We start from the raw sequence: 14959 nt of genomic DNA, 5'->3' as shown, positions 1-14959 counted from the left end.
GCTCCTAGCGGTCAGCACACCTACGAGAAGTTGCACTGAACAGTAGAAACCACCGCCGGAATGACAGCACCTTTGTCGAGATCATCGCCAGGAAGGGGCGCACCGGGCGGGTGGCCGCCACGAACGCGGGTGACCGCGCAGCCTGCCCACCGCGCCGCCCTCCCGGACCGCCGACGGCCCGCCGGCCGGCAGGCAGGATCAGGGAACCGCCCGGCTGCCGCCGTCGCCGCCCAACACGGCGACCGCGCTCACGCCCACCGCCCGACAGCGCTGCCGGATGGGCCGCCCGCCTTCGCCGTCGCCGCCCTCTTCCCCGCACCCCGGCAGCCCGTCGCCCGGGCGGGGCCCGCGAGCGGGGGACCTGCCCACCCCGGACCGCCAGCGGCCCGCCGGACGGCAGACGGGGCCGGGGAACCACCCGGCTGTCGCCATTGCCGCCCTCTTTCTCTCACCCTGGCAGCCCGTCGCCCGGGCGGGGCCCGCGAGCGGGGCACCTGCCCACCCCGGACCGCCAGCGGCCCGCCGGACGGCGGGCAGGATCAGGGAACCGCCCCGCTCCTGCCGTCGCCGCCATCACCGGCGACCGCCCACACATCACCGGCGACCGCACACACGCCCGCCACCCGACAGCGCTGCCGCGGGAGCCGCCGACCCCGTCACCTGGCCCCCCTCCTGCCTCCTGCAAAGGAGGGAGGACCCCAAGACCAAGACGGCGAGGGCTCACCTGCCCGTGCTCCCCGGGCTGGCGTGCCAGAGCTTCCGGGGGGCCGAATCCGCGCCGCCGCCCGGTGGGCCGATCTCGGCGTAGGGGGTCAGCGTGAACCCGCTCGCGTAGCGCACCCGGCGGCCGCCCACTCCGGCCAGGCGGCCCCGGTCCGGCCCCTGGCGCAGGTGGGCGTCCATCGCCTCGGGCCCCTCCTCGTGCCACAGGCGGGTCAGCTCCTCCAGGTCGAAGGCCTCGGTCGCGTTCACCGTCGGCAGGCCCGGGCCCGCCCTGCGCACCCGGCCGCGCACCGCCAGCAGCCAGGACCCGAACACCGTGGCCGCGCACCGGTCCTGCACCGACTCGAAGAACGTCAGGTCCACCAGCCCCGTGGCGTCGTCCAGGGTGGTGAAGATGATCCGCTGGCCCGACCGCACCGCCGGGGTCTGGGTGGCCACCTTCACCCCCAGCACCAGCACCTGCTCCCCGTGCCGCGCGCGGGCCAGGTCGCGGGCGCGCACCGCCCCGTGCCGGGCCGCCAGGGCCGCCAGCACCTCGGCGTAGCAGTCCAGCAGGTGCCGGCTCGCGTCGTAGCCCAGCACCCGCAGCTCGGCCTGCACCTCCTCGGCCGGGGTCATCTCCGGCAGCCCCGCCGCCCGCGCCCGCGCCCCCGGCTCCACGGCCAGCCCCAGCTGGCCCCCGCCCGGCCCCGACCGCCCCGCGCGCTCCAGCTCACCGGCGCGCAGCAGCAGGTCGCGGCGGCCGACCCGCTCCCCGCCGGGTCCGGCGCCCACCCGGTCCAGCGCCCCCACCTCGATCAGCCGGTCCAGCACGTCCCGCGAGACGCCCGCCCGGGCCGTGAAGTCGCGCAGCGAGGCGTAGGGCGCCCCGGCGACGACCGCGTCGACCTCGGCCGAGGAGATCCCCTTGACGTCGGCCAGCGAGGCCCGCACCCCCCACCGGCCCTCCGGGGTGCGCTCGGCCCGCCACTCGCGCCCCGACCGGTCGACGTCCACCCCCAGCACCGGCACCCCGAACCGCCGGGCGTCGTCGATGATCGCCCGCTTGGGGTACATGCCCGGGTCGTGGGTGAGGATCCCGGCGTAGAAGGCCGCCGGGTGATGCCGCTTGAGCCAGGCCGACTGGTAGGTGGGCAGGGCGAACGCCGCGGCGTGGGCCTTGCAGAACCCGAACGACCCGAACGAGGCCAGGACCTCCCAGGCCCGCTCGACCTCCCCGGCGGGCCGCCCGCACTCCAGGGCCATCCGGGTGAACAGCCCCCGCACCTGCTCGCGCCCCTCCTCGGTGCCCAGGCGGCGGCGCATCACCTCGGCCTGGTCCAGCCCGCACCCGGTCATCAGGTGCAGCATCATCAGCACCTGCTCGTGGTAGACGACCACCCCTCCGGTCTCCCGCAGCACACCGGCCAGCACAGGGGAGACCAGGTCGGGCCCCTGCGGGCGGTCCCCGGACGCGGCCTCGCGGCGGGCGGCCAGGAACGGGGCGACCATGTCGCTGCCCACCGGCCCGGGGCGGAACAGCGAGATGTCGATGATCAGGTCGCCCATGTCCTTGGGCCTGAGCTTGCCGACCAGCTCCCGCTGCCCGGGCGACTCGATCTGGAAGCAGCCCAGGGTCGCCGAGGAGCCGATCATGGCGTAGGTGGCGGGGTCGCCGTCGGGCACCTCGTCGATGTCGACGCGCCCGCCGCCGGTGCGCTCGATCTCACCCAGGGCGTGCGCCATGGCCGACTGCAGCCGCACCCCGATCACGTCGAGCTTGATCAGGCCCATCTCCTCCACGTCGTCCTTGTCGAACTGGACCATGTCGAAGCCGGTGCGGCTGGGCTGCAGCGGCGCCCGGTCGCGCAGGGAGGCGTCGGACACCACGATGCCGCAGGGGTGCATGGCCGCATGCCGGGGCAGCCCGTCGAGCCGCTCGGCCAGGCGGAACAGCGCCCGCGCCGGGTGCTCGCCCAGCCGCCCCGTGCGCAGCTCGGGCAGGTCTTCACAGGCCTGGCGGATCTGCCGGGCCCGGATCCGGGGGAAGGCCTTGGCCAGCACGTCCACCTCGTGCGGGGGCAGCCCCATGGCCGCGCCGGCGTCCCGGATGGCGCTGCGGGCCCGGTAGGTCTCCATCATCGACACGCAGGCGGCGTCGGGGTAGCCCTCGAACACCGCCTCGTAGGCCTCCAGGCGGCGGGCCGACTCCACGTCCAGGTCGATGTCGGGCAGCCCCTTGCGGCCGGGCGACAGGAAGCGCTCCATGAGCAGCCCGTTGGCCAGGGGGTCCACCGCCGAGATGCCGATGAGGTGGTTGACCAGGCTGCCGGTGCCCGAGCCGCGGATGGAGCAGCGGATGCCGCGCGCGCGGATGCGCTCGGCGATGTCGGCGACGGTCAGGAAGTAGGCGGAGAACCCCTTGTTCTCGATGACCTCCAGCTCGGAGGCCAGGCGGGAGCGGGCCCGCTCGTCGCCGCGCAGGCCCCGCCGGTCCAGGCCCGCCTCGCAGGCGCGCCAGAGCCGGTCGCGGGCGTCGGCGACGCGGGGCATGTGCGGCCGCCCCAGGCCCAGGTCGGCCTCGGGGTCCAGGGCGCAGGAGGCGGCCAGGGCGCGGGTGTGCGCGAGCAGGCGGCGGGCCTCGGCGGGGTCGGGCCCGCAGACCCGCTCGGCGACCTGGAGCATCTCCTCGGTGCCCTTGAGGTAGGCCTGCGAGGTGGCTGGGCCCTGCGGCGGCGCGCCGCCGGGCAGCCACCGCCGCGCCTCGTCGATGACCTGGGCGACCTCGGCGTCCTGGGGGCGGGGGTAGCGGACGGCGTTGCCGAGCACGGCCAGGGTGCGGCTCTCCCGCGCCAGGGACAGCAGGGCGGCGGCGCGGCGGCGCTGTCCCGGGCCCAGGTGGTCGACGACCTCCACGGCGGTCTCGGCGGCGGCGCGCCAGCGCTCCAGCAGGCGGCGGGCGCGCTCGCGGTGGCCCCGGGCCGCGGCCAGGCCGACATCGGATCCGGGGCCCAGCAGCGCCACCAGGCCCTCGGAGCGGGCGGCGAGGGCCTCGGGGGAGACGGCGGGCACGGCACCGGGGTCGGCCCCGGCGGCGGCGTGGGCGTCGGTGACCAGGCGGCACAGGGAGGCCCAGCCGCGGGCGCCGCGGGCCAGCAGGGTGAGGCGGCCGCCGCCGGGGGCGGCCACGGCCAGGTTCACCCCCAGGACGGGGCGGATCCCGGCGTCGCGGCAGGCCTTGAGGTGGGCCACGGCGCCGTACACGCCGTCGCGGTCGGTCAGCCCGAGCATGTCCATGCCCAGCTCGGCGGCGCGCTCGGCCAGTACGGCGGGGTGGGATGTGCCGTGGCGCATGGAGGCCGAGGAGGACACGTCCAGGTGGGCGAAGGGCGCGGGCGCGGCGGCGGTCATGGGCGCGCCCCTGGTGCCCGGCCCGTCCGCGGCCCCACCGGCATCGCGTTCCTCCCCGTCGCGGATCGGCGCCCGGGACGGGCGCGCGGCCCAGGGGTGCGGCGCGGCGCCGGACGGCGAACCGCCCAGAGCACGCAGACCGGCACACGACGGGGAAGACGGGCCGAAATCGAACTTCTGTACGAATACTAACGCAGACGGTGCGCGCGATGCACCTGTGACCTGGGGAGAAAGGGGGGAACACGGGGCCGGGGCACCGGGAGGCCCGCAGCCGCAGGGGTTTCAGGAGTCCCGAGAATCCCACCGGCACCGGTTCCGGTCGGCGCGCCGCCGGCGTACCGGCGGGCCCCGACGAGCGGGCGCGCCCCTCCACGGCGCGTCCGACCGGCCGGGCGGCCCGTCGCCGGGCAGCATGGGCCCGGGCGCGGGCAGAGAGCCCGCATCCCACGAGCAGGCGGAACGGAAGGGCACCCCCGTGTGGCAGGACATGTTCGCCCCCGACCTCACCCTCGCCGAGAAGACCGTCCGGACCGTCCTCGTCTACCTGGCCATCTACCTGCTGCTCCGCCTGGTGGGACGCCGCGACCTCGCCCAGCTCAACACCATGGACCTGGTCGTGGTGCTGCTGCTGTCCAACGTCGTGCAGAACGCCGTCATCGGCCCGGACTACTCGGTCACCGGCGGCATCATCGGCGCGGTGGTGCTCATGGCCTGCGACTGGGTGATGGTGCACGCGCGCAACCGGTGGTACTGGGCCTGGCGCCTGTTCGAGGGCCGGACCAGCGTGCTGGTGCGCAAAGGCGAGTACGACCGGCGGACCATGCGGCGCCTGGGGGTGCGCAAGGCCGACGTCGAACAGGTGGTGCGGCGCGACGGCGGGTCGCACGTGGGCGACGCCGAACGCGTCATGCTGGAGCCGCAGGGCACCTTGCGGGTCGAGCTGCGCCACGGCAAGCGCGCGGCGACGGCGGGCCAGATCGACGCCCTGGAGGAGCGCCTCGCCCTCATCGAGGAACTGCTGCGCGGGAGGGCCGGGAACGGCCACGGCCACGGCGGCGGCGAAGGCGAGGAGGGCGGGGGGAACGGCCGCCGTTAGCGGTTCGTTCGACGGTCACACCGCCGGGCGCGCACCGCCCCGGTGAGGCCGACGGGCCGGGCGGAGAGCCTTGGGCCCCGAAGAGGAGGGCCGCCACCATGGCATCCCCCAGGGCGCACGCCCTCACGCGCCGGCTGCTGACCGCCGGCGCGCTCGCCGGGCCGCTGTTCGTCGCGGTGTTCACGGTCGCCGGATCGCTGCGCCCCGACTACGACCAGCTCCGGCACCCGGTCAGCTCCCTGGCGCTCACCGGGGCCGGCTGGGTCCAGATCGCGAACTTCCTCGTCGCCGGGGCCCTGCTGATCGCCCTGGCCGCGGGCATGCGCCGCTCGGCCCTGCTCGCCGGGCGCGCCCGCGCCGCCGCCTGGCTGGTGGGCGCCGCGGGGGTGGGCCTGCTCGGCTCCGGCGCCTTCGTCACCGACCCGGTCAGCGGCTACCCGCCCGGCGCCCCCGACAGCATCGAGTACACGCCGATCGGGGCCGTCCACGACGCCGCCGCGCTGCCGGTCTTCCTCGGACTCCCCGCCGCCTGCGTGGTGCTCGCCGTGTGGGCGCTGCGCGCGCGCCGCCCGCTGCTGGGCGCCTACTCCCTGCTGAGCGCGGTCGCGGGGATCGTCCTGCTCCAGATCTCCAGCACGGGGTTCCAGCAGGACCCCGCCGTGGTCGACGTGGCCGGCCTCTACCAGCGCGCCACCATCGCGGTCCTGCTGGGCTGGACCACGGTGGTCGCGCTGGTGCTGCTGCGCGCGGAGCCCGCGGAGCGCCGGGAGGAGGCCGCGCCGGAGTGACCCCGGCGGACCGCTCCCTCCGGACCGGCCCCGCCGGGCCCCGTCCCCACCCCGATGCCGCTCGAACAGGGCACACGGGGGTTTCACGGTAGCGTTGGAGGCATGGAGTCAGCACCGTCGGAGCGGCCGTCCACCTCGGTCGAGGACTACGTGAAGGTCATCTACGACCTGCAGGAGAGGGGGAGCGGCCCGGTCACCATCTCGGCGATGGCCGAGCGGCTGTCGGTGTCCAACTCCTCGGTGTCGGGCATGCTGCGCAAGCTCGGCGACCTGGGCCTGGTCGACCACCGCCGGTACGGGTCGGTGCGCCTGACCGAGACCGGCACCAAGGCGGCCCTGGCGGTGCTGCGCCGCCACCGCCTGCTGGAGACCTACCTGGTGGAGGCGCTGGGCTACTCCTGGGACGAGGTGCACGACGAGGCCGAGGAGCTGGAGCACGCCGTCTCCGACAAGTTCGTCGAGCGCATCGCCGCCCACCTGGGCGACCCGGTGGCCGACCCGCACGGCGACCCCATCCCCACCCGCGACGGGCGGGTGGTCAACCGCGCCACCGGCCTGCTGTCGGACGCCGAGGCCGGCGCGGTGGGCACCATCGTCCGGGTCAACGACTCCGACCCCGAGCTGCTGCGCTACCTGGCCGAGCAGGACATCGGCATCGGCATGCGCGTGGAGGTCGTCGAGCGCCAGCCCTACGGCGGCTCGCTCATCGTGCGCATCGGCGCGGGCGACGGCGCCGAGGAGCGCTCGCTGGGGCTGGTGGCCGCCGAGGCGCTGTGGATCGCCCCCGACTGAGGCCGACGGGCCGCCTTGGGCACGGGTGCGGTCCGCCCTCCCGGCGGGAAGGGCGGACCGCACACCCCCGTGCGGGGCGGCCAGGGCGCCCGCTAGGTGTGGGAGGCCTCCGCGGCCCGGCGCCGCTCGCCCGAGCGCCGCGCCACGCCGGCCCCGATGAGCAGCCCGGCCGGAATCAGTGCCAGCAGGAACCCGCTGGGCCCGGCGATCGCCGCGCACCCCAGTCCCCACAGGCCGATCGCCCAGCCCACGTAGGCCGGCACCGCGTCGCCGCGGCGCCCCGTCCTGGCCACGAGGAGGCCGAGCACGGCCAGGGCGACCACGAAGCTCCCCGGCAGCGCCCAGAAGACCGACACCGATTCGGCGGAGGCCTCCCGGCTCCACAGCTCGCCCGAGAACCAGCCCGCCCAGTGGGGGTTGGGCAGGAAGAACAGGGTGTGCAGCAGGGCGATGGCCGCCATGCTCCATCCCCCGGCGACGGTGAGTCGGGCTGAAGTGCTCATGGGGACCAGCCTGGCGCCCGGCACCCGGCCCGGTGATCCCCCGTGCGGGGGAGAGGGCGCCCCGCGCGGGGGAACGTGTCCGGGGCCCGGCCGCGGCCGGCGCGCGGGGACGGCCCCGGTGAGGGCGTGAGGGACGGCCCGGCCCTGGCCCGCGCGCCTGGGCCCTTATAGATTTGGTGATCATGACCGTGCTGCATGGTGCCCACGTGACCCTGCGACCCGCCACCGACGACGACGTCCCCGCACTGGCCGCCATCCGCCGCACCCCCGAGGTGCAGTCCTGGTGGCGCGCGGGCGAGGACCTGGACGCCGAGGTCTCCCAGGAGCTGGCCGACCCCGGATCGCGCACGCTGGCCGTCGAGCACGAGGGCCGCACCATCGGCGCGATCCAGTGGTGGGCCGAGGAGGACCCCGAGTACCGGCACGCCGGGATGGACATCTACCTGGACCCGGCGGTGCACGGGAAGGGGCTGGGCACCGACGCGGTGCGCACGCTGGCCGCCCACCTGGTCGACGAGGAGGGCCACCACCGCCTGACCATCGACCCGGCGGCCGACAACACCGCGGCGATCCGCAGCTACATCAAGGCCGGGTTCCGCCCGGTGGGCGTGATGCGCCGCTACGAGCGCGGCGCCGACGGAACCTTCCACGACGGCCTGCTGATGGACCTGCTGGCCGAGGAACTGGTGCGTTGACTCCCCGGCCTTGAGGAAGAAGGCGGCACAGGGGTGCATTCCCGGAGGGATCGGCGATTTTCCTCTTTTCTGTGAACGGCCCCTGCGCCGCCTTGTAATTTCTCCGCATGCCCTCACTCGAACACGAGTTCCCCCCTCGACATCATCCGGCACCACCCCGAAGCGGCCGTGGAACTGCTCGAATCCGCCCAGCGGGTGCCGGTACCGGAATTCGGCCGCGTGCGGTGCGAATCGGGTGATGCGACGACGACCGCGGCGGTGAAGTACCGGATCGACTCCGCCGTGGTCTGCGAGGACGACGATGTGCCGAAAATGGCGATCATCGTCGAGAACCAACTCAAAAAGGACGGCAATAAGGAGTACAGCTGACCCGTTTACGTCGCCAACCTGCGGGCCCGGCTGCGCTGCTTACGTGCTCGCGGCGCTGCCGCGCGAGGCGCGTGAGTATCTGGAGGAGATCATGGGCACGGGCACATACGAGTACAGGACCAAGCTCTTCCGCCGCAGCTTCGCGGACGGCGAAGCCCAGGGCGAGCTCAAGACGTTGGCCCAGGCTGTCGTGACCGTGCTGGAGAGCCGGGGGATCGAGGTCTCCGACTCGGCCCGCGATCGGATCGCCTCCTGCACCGACCGCGACACGCTCAACTCCTGGCTCCAGCACGCCGCTCTGGTCGACTCTGTCGAGGTAGTGTTCGGCGACTCCTGATACCGGCAGGCCTGGGTCGCTCCGGCCTCCCGGTTCCGTCTCCGACTGGGAAGGCCCCTGGCATGACCAGCAGGTTCACCGAGCTCGCCGTCGACTGCGCCGACCCCGACCGGCTCGCCGGCTTCTGGTGCGCCGTCCTGGACTACCGGGTGCTCGACAAGCACGAGGGCGTCGTCATGATCGGACCGCAGGCCGTGCCCGACGGGCAGACCCCGGGCCCGGTGCCGCCGGTGATCACGTTCGCGCAGGTCCCCGAGGGCAAGACCGTCAAGAACCGGCTCCACATCGACGTCAGCCCCTCCGACCGGGACCAGGACGCGGAGGTCGAACGCCTGACCGGCCTCGGCGCGCGACGCACCGACGTTGGCCAGGGCACGGACGACAGCTGGGTGGTCCTGCTCGACCCGGAGGAGAACGAGTTCTGCGTCCTGGCGGGCCGACGCCCCTGATCGCCGAGCCCGTCCCATCACAGGCGACGACCGATCCCGTGGGGCCGGGGCGTGCCCGGCCCGCCCCCTTCGAGCACCGAGCGCACCTCGTCCAGGGGCAGCCCCAGGTCGCGCAGGGCCAGCGCGCGGTAGAGCAGCCGCACGTCCGCCCCGGTGTAGAGCCGGTGCCCGGAGGCGGTGCGCGCCGAGGGCCGCACCAGTCCGACGGCGTCGTAGTGGTGCAGCGCGCGCACCGTCAGCCCGGTCGACCGGGCCAACTCGCCCACCTTCCACGTGCGCTCCGCCCCGTCCATGCCCGCGCCGCCTCCAATCCCGTGTCCGCCGGTGCCCGCATCCGGAGCGCCGGCAGGCGCCCCTTCGCGGCGCCGTGGCGACGAAACTAAGTCCTCACGCCGCGTGAGGTTCAAACCTGGACTATTGACAACCGACCCCGCGGGTGAATGGATTGCGGACGCATCGCAGTGATCCACGGCACATTTTCCGGGGCGGTTCGGTGCCGGGGGGGGCGCCGCCCGGGGAGGGAGCGGCATGCGCAGACGCTGGACGACGGCCCCCGCGGCGGCCCTGGCGGTGGGCCTGGCGGCCTCCGGTTGCGGCGGGGGAGGAGGCGGCGGGGACGCCTCCCAGGTCGAGGTCTTCTCCTGGTGGACCGGCGGCGGCGAGGAGGCCGGCCTCAACGCCCTCATCGAGATGTACGAGGAGCAGCACCCCGGCACCGAGTTCGTCAACGCCGCCGTGGCCGGCGGGTCGGGCACCAACGCCCAGGCCGTGCTGGAGGGGCGGCTGCAGAGCCAGGACCCGCCCGACTCCTTCCAGGGCCACGCCGGGGCCGAGCTCCAGGACTACATCGAGGCCGGGTACCTCGAACCCCTCGACGACTTCTACGACGAGCACGGCCTGCGCGAGGCCATGCCCGACCAGCTCCTCGAACAGATCAGCTACGACGGCAGCGTCTACTCGGTGCCCGTCAACATCCACCGCTCCAACGTCCTGTGGTACAACCCCTCGGTGCTGGAGGAGGCCGGGATCGAGGAGCCCCCGCAGACCCTCGACGACCTCATCGCCGACCTGGAGGCCGTCGAGGAGGAGACCGACGCGATCCCCATGGCCGTGGGCGCCCAGTGGACCGTCGACCACCTGCTGGAGAGCGTCCTGCTCGGCTCCCTGGGCACCGAGGGCTACAACGCGCTGTGGGAGCCCGGCGCCGACTGGGGCACCCCCGGGGTCGCCGACGCCCTGGCCGACTTCGACGCCGTCCTCGAGCACACCCAGGAGGAGTCGGCCTCCGAGGACTGGCAGGAGGCCTCCCAGCGCGTCGCCGAGGGCGAGGCCGCCTTCACCGTCATGGGCGACTGGGCCGCCGGGTACTTCGACGAGCTGGGCATGACCGCCGGGGAGGACTACGACTGGGCCCCCTCGCCCGGCACCGAGGGCACCTACCTGTGGTTGTCCGACAGCTTCACCCTGCCGGTGGGCGCCCCCAACCCCGAGGGCGCCACCGCCTGGCTGGAGCTGGCCGCGAGCAAGGACGGCCAGGACGCGTTCAACCCCCTCAAGGGCTCCATCCCCGCCCGCGAGGACGCCGACCCCGAGCAGTACGCCGACAGCCCCTACCTGTCCGAGGCCCTGGAGGAGTGGCAGTCCGGCCCCGAGCTGGCCGGGTCCTTCTGGCACGGCGTGGCCGCCGACAACCGGTGGAAGGACTCCATCGACACGGCTGTGGGCCTGTACCTGCAGGACGGCGACACCGAAGCGCTCCAGGACGCCCTGGACGAGGCCTCCCAGGCCGCGCAGGACGAATGAGCGCGCGCACCCCCGGCCGGGCGGGCGCACCCGCCCGGCGCCGCCGCCCGGCCGGGCGCGCCCGCGTGCGCGCCTGGCTGCCGGGCCTGCTGCTGATCTCCCCGTCCATCCTGCTGATCGCCGTGTTCGTCTACGGGATGATCGGGTGGAACGCCCGCCTGGCCCTCAGCGACAAGCACAAGCCCATCGACGATGCCGCCTTCGTCGGCCTGGAGAACATGGCCGCGCTGTGGCAGGAGGCCCGGTGGCCCGGGGCGGTGGCCAACGCGGCCGTGTTCACCGTGGTGTTCGTCGGCGGCGCGCTGGTGCTGGGCTGGCTGCTGGGCCTGCTGCTCGAGAAGGGGATCGCGGGCGAGGCGGTCTTCCGGACGCTGTTCCTGGCGCCGATGGCGGTGTCGTTCATCGCGACCGGCGTGGTGTGGCGCTGGCTGATGAACCCGGCCCCGGCCGAGCGCGCCACCGGCCTCAACGCCCTGTTCGTCCACTTCGGGCTGGACTTCCTGGTCAACGAGTGGTGGACCGCGCCGAACCTGGGGATGGCGGCCATGGCGCTGCCCGCCGTCTGGCAGCTGTCCGGCTACATCATGGCGCTCTACCTGGCCGGGTTCCGCGGGGTGCCCGAGGAGCTGCGCGAGGCGGCGCGGGTGGACGGCGCCTCGGAGTGGGGCGTGTACCGGCACGTGGTGCTGCCGCAGCTGCGGCCGGTCACCCTGACCGCGGTGATCATCCTGGGGCACATGTCGCTGAAGGTGTTCGACCTGGTCATCGCGATCGCGGGCCAGCAGATCGTGGCCGACGTGCCGGCGGTGTACATGTGGACGACCGTCTTCGAGGTGCGCGACCCGGCCAAGGGCGCGGCGATCGCCGCCTACATGCTGCTGGCGGTGGCCGCGCTGGTGCTGCCCTACCTGGTGTGGACCGTGCGCAGGGAACGGAGCGAGGGCCGATGAGCGGTGCGGAGGCCGCGAGCGGGGCCGGGACGGTGTCCCAGGCCGGGCGCCGTGCGGGCGAGCGGGGCGGGGCCGGACGCGCGCCGGGCGGCGGCCGCGTCGGCCCGGCGGCGCGGTTCACCGTGCTGGTGCTGCTGGCCGTGGTGTTCCTGCTGCCGCTGTACGTGCTGGTGGTCACCGGCTTCAAGCCCTTCGCCGAGGCCGGTGCGGGGAGGGCGTGGCTGCCGCCGCAGACCTGGAGCCTGGAGGGGTGGTCGGCGGCCTGGGACGCGCTGGGGGCGGGGCTGTGGAACAGCGTCAAGCTGGTGGTGCCCAGCGCGGCGGCCGCGGCGCTGCTGGGGTCGCTGAACGGGTACGTGCTGTCCAAGTGGCGCTTCCCGGGCGCCGACACCGTGTTCACGCTGTTCCTGTTCGGGATGTTCATCCCCTACCAGGCGGTGATGATCCCGCTGCAGCAGATGCTGGTGGGGGCCGGGCTGATGGGCGGGCTGTTCCCGCTGATCCTGGCGCACACCGTCTACGGCATCCCGATCTGCACGCTGATCTTCCGGAACTACTACGCCTCGCTGCCGCAGACCCTGATCGAGGCGGCGCGGGTGGACGGCGCCGGGCTGCTGCGGACCTACGCCCACGTGGTGCTGCCGGTGTCGGCCCCGGCGTTCGCGGTGGCGCTGATCTGGCAGGTCACCTCGGCGTGGAACGACTTCCTGTTCGCGGTGTTCCTGACGGGCCCGGGGAGCTGGCCGGTGACGGTGCAGCTGAACAACGTGGCCGGCTCGATGGTGGTGCCCTACAACCAGCAGATGGCCGCGGCGGTGCTGGCGTCGCTGCCGACGCTGGTGATCTACCTGGTGCTGGGCCGCTACTTCATGCGCGGCCTGATGGCCGGGGCGCTGAAGGGGTGATGACCGGGCCGGGTGCCGCGGTGCGGGAGACGGCGCCGCCGGCGACGGCGCCCGGCGGGCCGCACCGCGCCCGCGGGTTCCAGCGTTCCCGCGGGGCCCAGCGCGCCGTGCCTGCGCCCCGCGCTGGGCCGGGGACGCCACGGGCGTCCGCCGTCGCGGAACCGGGCCGCACGCATCCCGCCCCGGGGCCGCCGGTCACCTCTCGGGCCGCTCACCTCTCGAGCAGGGCGCAGTCACCGCACTTCCCGCAGCCGGGGATGCGGTAGTACAGGCAGCAGGTCCGGCGGACGAACGCGTCGGCCAGCGTGCCCCCGGGGGCGGGCCCGCCCAGGCCGTGCAATGGCGGGCGGTCCATCAGCGCCTCGCCGAGCCGGACGGCCGGGCCGGCCAGCCCGGGGCGGGCGGCGGCCAGGGCGGCCACCGTGCCCGCGAGGGAGGAGGCGGCGTTGCCCCACATCAGGCGCGGCGCCACCTTGACCCGGCCGCGCACGGCCTCCAGCAGCGGTGCGAGCATGCCCTCCAGCACGTATCCGGCCATGGCTTCGGCGGCCTCGTCCCCGGGGCCGACCCGCACCCCGGGCGCCCCGCTGCGCGCCAGGGCCAGGGTGGAATCGTCGGCCTGCCAGCCGAGGGCCCGGCGGTCGGGCAGCACGCCGCCGATGAGCACCGCGGCCGCGGCGGGCGAGAGCAGTCGCGAGGCGATGCCCTGGAAGAAGATCGAGGCGGCCACGCGCGGTTCGACGTCGCCGAGCGGCCGCCCGGCGCGCGAGGCCAGGCGTTCGCGGACCGCGTCGATGCGGGCGGACAGGAACACGCCGTCGGACCACAGGTCCTCCATGGGCCGCACGCGTGCGGCGGGGGAGCGCTCGACCGCGAAGAAGGCGTTGATGCGCGCCGCCTCGTCCAGCGCACGGTCCAGCCCCGACTGCCCCTGTCCGGCGGCCACGGCCATCGCCCCTCCCGTCGTCGCTCCCCGGGCGCCCGCCCGGCCAGGCCAGCCTAGATCGAAGTCCCGACGGCGCCTCGCCCCTCCCCGCGCCCTGCGGCACCGCCGCCGGGCCGGGCAGGGCGCAGACCGGCTGGGCGGAGCGCAAACGGGCCGGGCAGAGCACCGACGGGCCGGGCACCGATGAGCACACGCGGCCCGCCGAGTCCTATCCCTGGACGCCCTGCGACCGGCAGGGCGGCGCAGCGCCGACACGGGAGGCACCATGCTCATCATCGCCGGACACATCACGGTGGACCCCGAGGACAGGGAGGACTATCTGCGCGGTTGTGCCGACATCGTGGAGCAGGCTCGCAAGGCCGAGGGGTGCCTGGACTTCTCGCTGAGCGCCGACCTGGTGGACCCCGAGCGCATCGACATCTACGAGCGCTGGGAGTCCGACGCCCACCTGGCCACGTTCCGCGCCGAGGGCGTGTTCGAGGACCAGGCGTCGCGGATCCACAGCGCCAGCGTGTACAAGTACCGCGTATCGGGGGTGGAGGCCCCCTGAGCGTTTCTCCACGGCGGAGGGCCCTTGCTGCGGCGCGTTGACCCACTTGGCGTATGTGTGGTCGCTGAAGCAGCCGGCGACGGCGGCAGGCGGGCAGTTCCCTGATCCTGTCTGCCGTCCGGCGGGCCGCTGGCGGTCCGGGTGGGCAGGTCCCCCGCTCGCGGGCCCCGCCCGGGCGGCGGGCCGCCGGGGTGCGGGGAAGAGGGCGGCGACAACGAAGGCGGGCGGCCCGTCCGGCAGCGCTGTCGGGCGGCGGGCGTGCGGGCGGTCGCCGTGTTGGGCGGCGACGGAGTGAGCGGGGCGGGTCCCCGGCCCCGTCTGCCGTCCGGCAGGCTCCTCGCGGTCCGGGAGGGCGGCGCGACCGGGTGGGCGCATGGCCGCCGCGCTCGCGGCGGCCACCCGCCCGGTGCGCCCCTGCCCGCCGATGATCTCGACAGGAGTGCTGTCATTCCGGCGGTTTTGGCAGCACTCCTGTCGAGATCATCGCCGAGGGGGCGGGCGAGGGGGCGCGGGGGCGGATCGGGTGGTGAAATCGACGCCTGATCCGCCAAAAAGCGTCGATTTCACGACACAGGATGCCCGAACCCCTCTCCCGCCGCCCGATATGTCCGGTATGCGCCGCCCGGGAGGCCCCCTCCGCGATGATCTCGGGGAACTCGGGGT

General features: G+C 74.7%; 16 protein-coding genes. 11 read left to right on the top strand and 5 right to left on the bottom strand.

Translation table 11 applies throughout. The annotated features are described in order from the left end of the window. Positions 1–720 precede the first annotated feature (720 nt). Positions 721–4113: a DNA polymerase III subunit alpha gene (locus O4J56_RS29845; RefSeq protein ID WP_270690432.1), complete on the bottom strand. Its 3393-nt coding sequence runs from the start codon at positions 4111–4113 to the stop codon at positions 721–723. A 475-nt stretch (positions 4114–4588) separates the two neighbouring features. Here O4J56_RS29845 and O4J56_RS29840 point away from each other — a divergent pair, with 475 nt between their 5' ends. The 3 genes from O4J56_RS29840 (at position 4589) to O4J56_RS29830 (ending at position 6789) form a co-directional block, all read left to right on the top strand. Next, a complete protein-coding gene (locus O4J56_RS29840; RefSeq protein WP_270690431.1) occupies positions 4589–5209 on the top strand; it encodes a DUF421 domain-containing protein in 621 nt (206 codons plus the stop codon). Between the two features lie 98 nt (positions 5210–5307). After that, complete coding sequence (locus tag O4J56_RS29835; protein WP_270690429.1) at positions 5308–5997, top strand: DUF998 domain-containing protein; 690 nt, start codon at positions 5308–5310, stop codon at positions 5995–5997. 102 nt (positions 5998–6099) lie between these two features. Continuing rightward, positions 6100–6789 carry a metal-dependent transcriptional regulator gene (locus O4J56_RS29830; protein WP_270690428.1) on the top strand — a complete coding sequence of 230 codons (690 nt, stop codon included), beginning with the start codon at positions 6100–6102 and terminating at the stop codon, positions 6787–6789. A 92-nt stretch (positions 6790–6881) separates the two neighbouring features. Here the strand turns inward: O4J56_RS29830 and O4J56_RS29825 are convergent, their stop codons facing one another. Beyond that, positions 6882–7292, bottom strand: coding sequence for a DUF6463 family protein (locus tag O4J56_RS29825; RefSeq protein WP_270690427.1), 411 nt, complete (start codon positions 7290–7292; stop codon positions 6882–6884). A gap of 182 nt (positions 7293–7474) precedes the next feature. Here O4J56_RS29825 and O4J56_RS29820 point away from each other — a divergent pair, with 182 nt between their 5' ends. From O4J56_RS29820 to O4J56_RS29805, 4 genes are all read left to right on the top strand, one after another. After that, the gene (locus O4J56_RS29820) at positions 7475–7987 is read left to right on the top strand and encodes a GNAT family N-acetyltransferase (RefSeq protein ID WP_270690426.1); all 513 of its coding nucleotides are present in this window, start codon (positions 7475–7477) and stop codon (positions 7985–7987) included. Positions 7988–8155: 168 nt separating this feature from the next. Then, positions 8156–8356, top strand: a complete 201-nt coding sequence (locus O4J56_RS29815; RefSeq protein ID WP_270690424.1) for a hypothetical protein — start codon at positions 8156–8158, stop codon at positions 8354–8356. Between the two features lie 91 nt (positions 8357–8447). Then, the gene (locus O4J56_RS29810; RefSeq protein WP_270690421.1) at positions 8448–8693 is read left to right on the top strand and encodes a hypothetical protein; all 246 of its coding nucleotides are present in this window, start codon (positions 8448–8450) and stop codon (positions 8691–8693) included. 62 nt (positions 8694–8755) lie between these two features. Next, positions 8756–9142 carry a VOC family protein gene (locus O4J56_RS29805; protein WP_270690419.1) on the top strand — a complete coding sequence of 129 codons (387 nt, stop codon included), beginning with the start codon at positions 8756–8758 and terminating at the stop codon, positions 9140–9142. Between the two features lie 17 nt (positions 9143–9159). Here O4J56_RS29805 and O4J56_RS29800 read toward each other — a convergent pair whose 3' ends face one another. Continuing rightward, positions 9160–9435 (bottom strand): MerR family transcriptional regulator, encoded by a 276-nt coding sequence (locus O4J56_RS29800; protein ID WP_270690417.1) that lies wholly within the window; start codon positions 9433–9435, stop codon positions 9160–9162. A 235-nt stretch (positions 9436–9670) separates the two neighbouring features. Between O4J56_RS29800 and O4J56_RS29795 the strand changes: the two genes are divergently transcribed. From O4J56_RS29795 to O4J56_RS29785, 3 genes are read left to right on the top strand one after another with little or no spacing between them, the layout of a single operon-like run. After that, positions 9671–10945: an ABC transporter substrate-binding protein gene (locus O4J56_RS29795; protein WP_270690415.1), complete on the top strand. Its 1275-nt coding sequence runs from the start codon at positions 9671–9673 to the stop codon at positions 10943–10945. Next, positions 10942–11895 (top strand): carbohydrate ABC transporter permease, encoded by a 954-nt coding sequence (locus tag O4J56_RS29790; protein WP_270690414.1) that lies wholly within the window; start codon positions 10942–10944, stop codon positions 11893–11895. The genes O4J56_RS29795 and O4J56_RS29790 overlap by 4 nt, the downstream gene beginning before the upstream one ends. Beyond that, positions 11892–12800, top strand: coding sequence for a carbohydrate ABC transporter permease (locus tag O4J56_RS29785; protein ID WP_270690412.1), 909 nt, complete (start codon positions 11892–11894; stop codon positions 12798–12800). The genes O4J56_RS29790 and O4J56_RS29785 overlap by 4 nt, the downstream gene beginning before the upstream one ends. Positions 12801–13011: 211 nt before the next feature. Here the strand turns inward: O4J56_RS29785 and O4J56_RS29780 are convergent, their stop codons facing one another. Further along, a complete protein-coding gene (locus O4J56_RS29780; RefSeq protein WP_270690411.1) occupies positions 13012–13752 on the bottom strand; it encodes a (2Fe-2S)-binding protein in 741 nt (246 codons plus the stop codon). Between the two features lie 259 nt (positions 13753–14011). On the opposite strand from O4J56_RS29780, the gene O4J56_RS29775 reads away from it, so the two are divergent. Continuing rightward, positions 14012–14296: a putative quinol monooxygenase gene (locus O4J56_RS29775; RefSeq protein WP_270690409.1), complete on the top strand. Its 285-nt coding sequence runs from the start codon at positions 14012–14014 to the stop codon at positions 14294–14296. A gap of 445 nt (positions 14297–14741) precedes the next feature. Here O4J56_RS29775 and O4J56_RS29770 read toward each other — a convergent pair. Next, a partial coding sequence (locus O4J56_RS29770; RefSeq protein WP_270690407.1) for a hypothetical protein occupies positions 14742–14959 on the bottom strand: 218 nt, incomplete at its 5' end.

The organism is Nocardiopsis endophytica, from assembly GCF_027706725.1.
Lineage (GTDB): Bacteria > Actinomycetota > Actinomycetes > Streptosporangiales > Streptosporangiaceae > Nocardiopsis_A > Nocardiopsis_A endophytica.
The sequence above is the reverse complement of the archived record's forward strand: the minus strand, read 5'-3'. Positions and strand labels throughout refer to the sequence as shown.

Bases quoted from the DNA above. Each gene is read 5' to 3' on its own strand.
- O4J56_RS29845 (WP_270690432.1), bottom strand. From the start codon at position 4,113: ATGACCGCCGCCGCGCCCGCGCCCTTCGCCCACCTGGACGTGTCCTCC.
- O4J56_RS29835 (WP_270690429.1), top strand. From the start codon at position 5,308: ATGGCATCCCCCAGGGCGCACGCCCTCACGCGCCGGCTGCTGACCGCC.
- O4J56_RS29830 (WP_270690428.1), top strand. From the start codon at position 6,100: ATGGAGTCAGCACCGTCGGAGCGGCCGTCCACCTCGGTCGAGGACTAC.
- O4J56_RS29825 (WP_270690427.1), bottom strand. From the start codon at position 7,292: ATGAGCACTTCAGCCCGACTCACCGTCGCCGGGGGATGGAGCATGGCG.
- O4J56_RS29820 (WP_270690426.1), top strand. From the start codon at position 7,475: ATGACCGTGCTGCATGGTGCCCACGTGACCCTGCGACCCGCCACCGAC.
- O4J56_RS29810 (WP_270690421.1), top strand. From the start codon at position 8,448: ATGGGCACGGGCACATACGAGTACAGGACCAAGCTCTTCCGCCGCAGC.
- O4J56_RS29805 (WP_270690419.1), top strand. From the start codon at position 8,756: ATGACCAGCAGGTTCACCGAGCTCGCCGTCGACTGCGCCGACCCCGAC.
- O4J56_RS29800 (WP_270690417.1), bottom strand. From the start codon at position 9,435: ATGGACGGGGCGGAGCGCACGTGGAAGGTGGGCGAGTTGGCCCGGTCG.
- O4J56_RS29795 (WP_270690415.1), top strand. From the start codon at position 9,671: ATGCGCAGACGCTGGACGACGGCCCCCGCGGCGGCCCTGGCGGTGGGC.
- O4J56_RS29790 (WP_270690414.1), top strand. From the start codon at position 10,942: ATGAGCGCGCGCACCCCCGGCCGGGCGGGCGCACCCGCCCGGCGCCGC.
- O4J56_RS29785 (WP_270690412.1), top strand. From the start codon at position 11,892: ATGAGCGGTGCGGAGGCCGCGAGCGGGGCCGGGACGGTGTCCCAGGCC.
- O4J56_RS29780 (WP_270690411.1), bottom strand. From the start codon at position 13,752: ATGGCCGTGGCCGCCGGACAGGGGCAGTCGGGGCTGGACCGTGCGCTG.
- O4J56_RS29775 (WP_270690409.1), top strand. From the start codon at position 14,012: ATGCTCATCATCGCCGGACACATCACGGTGGACCCCGAGGACAGGGAG.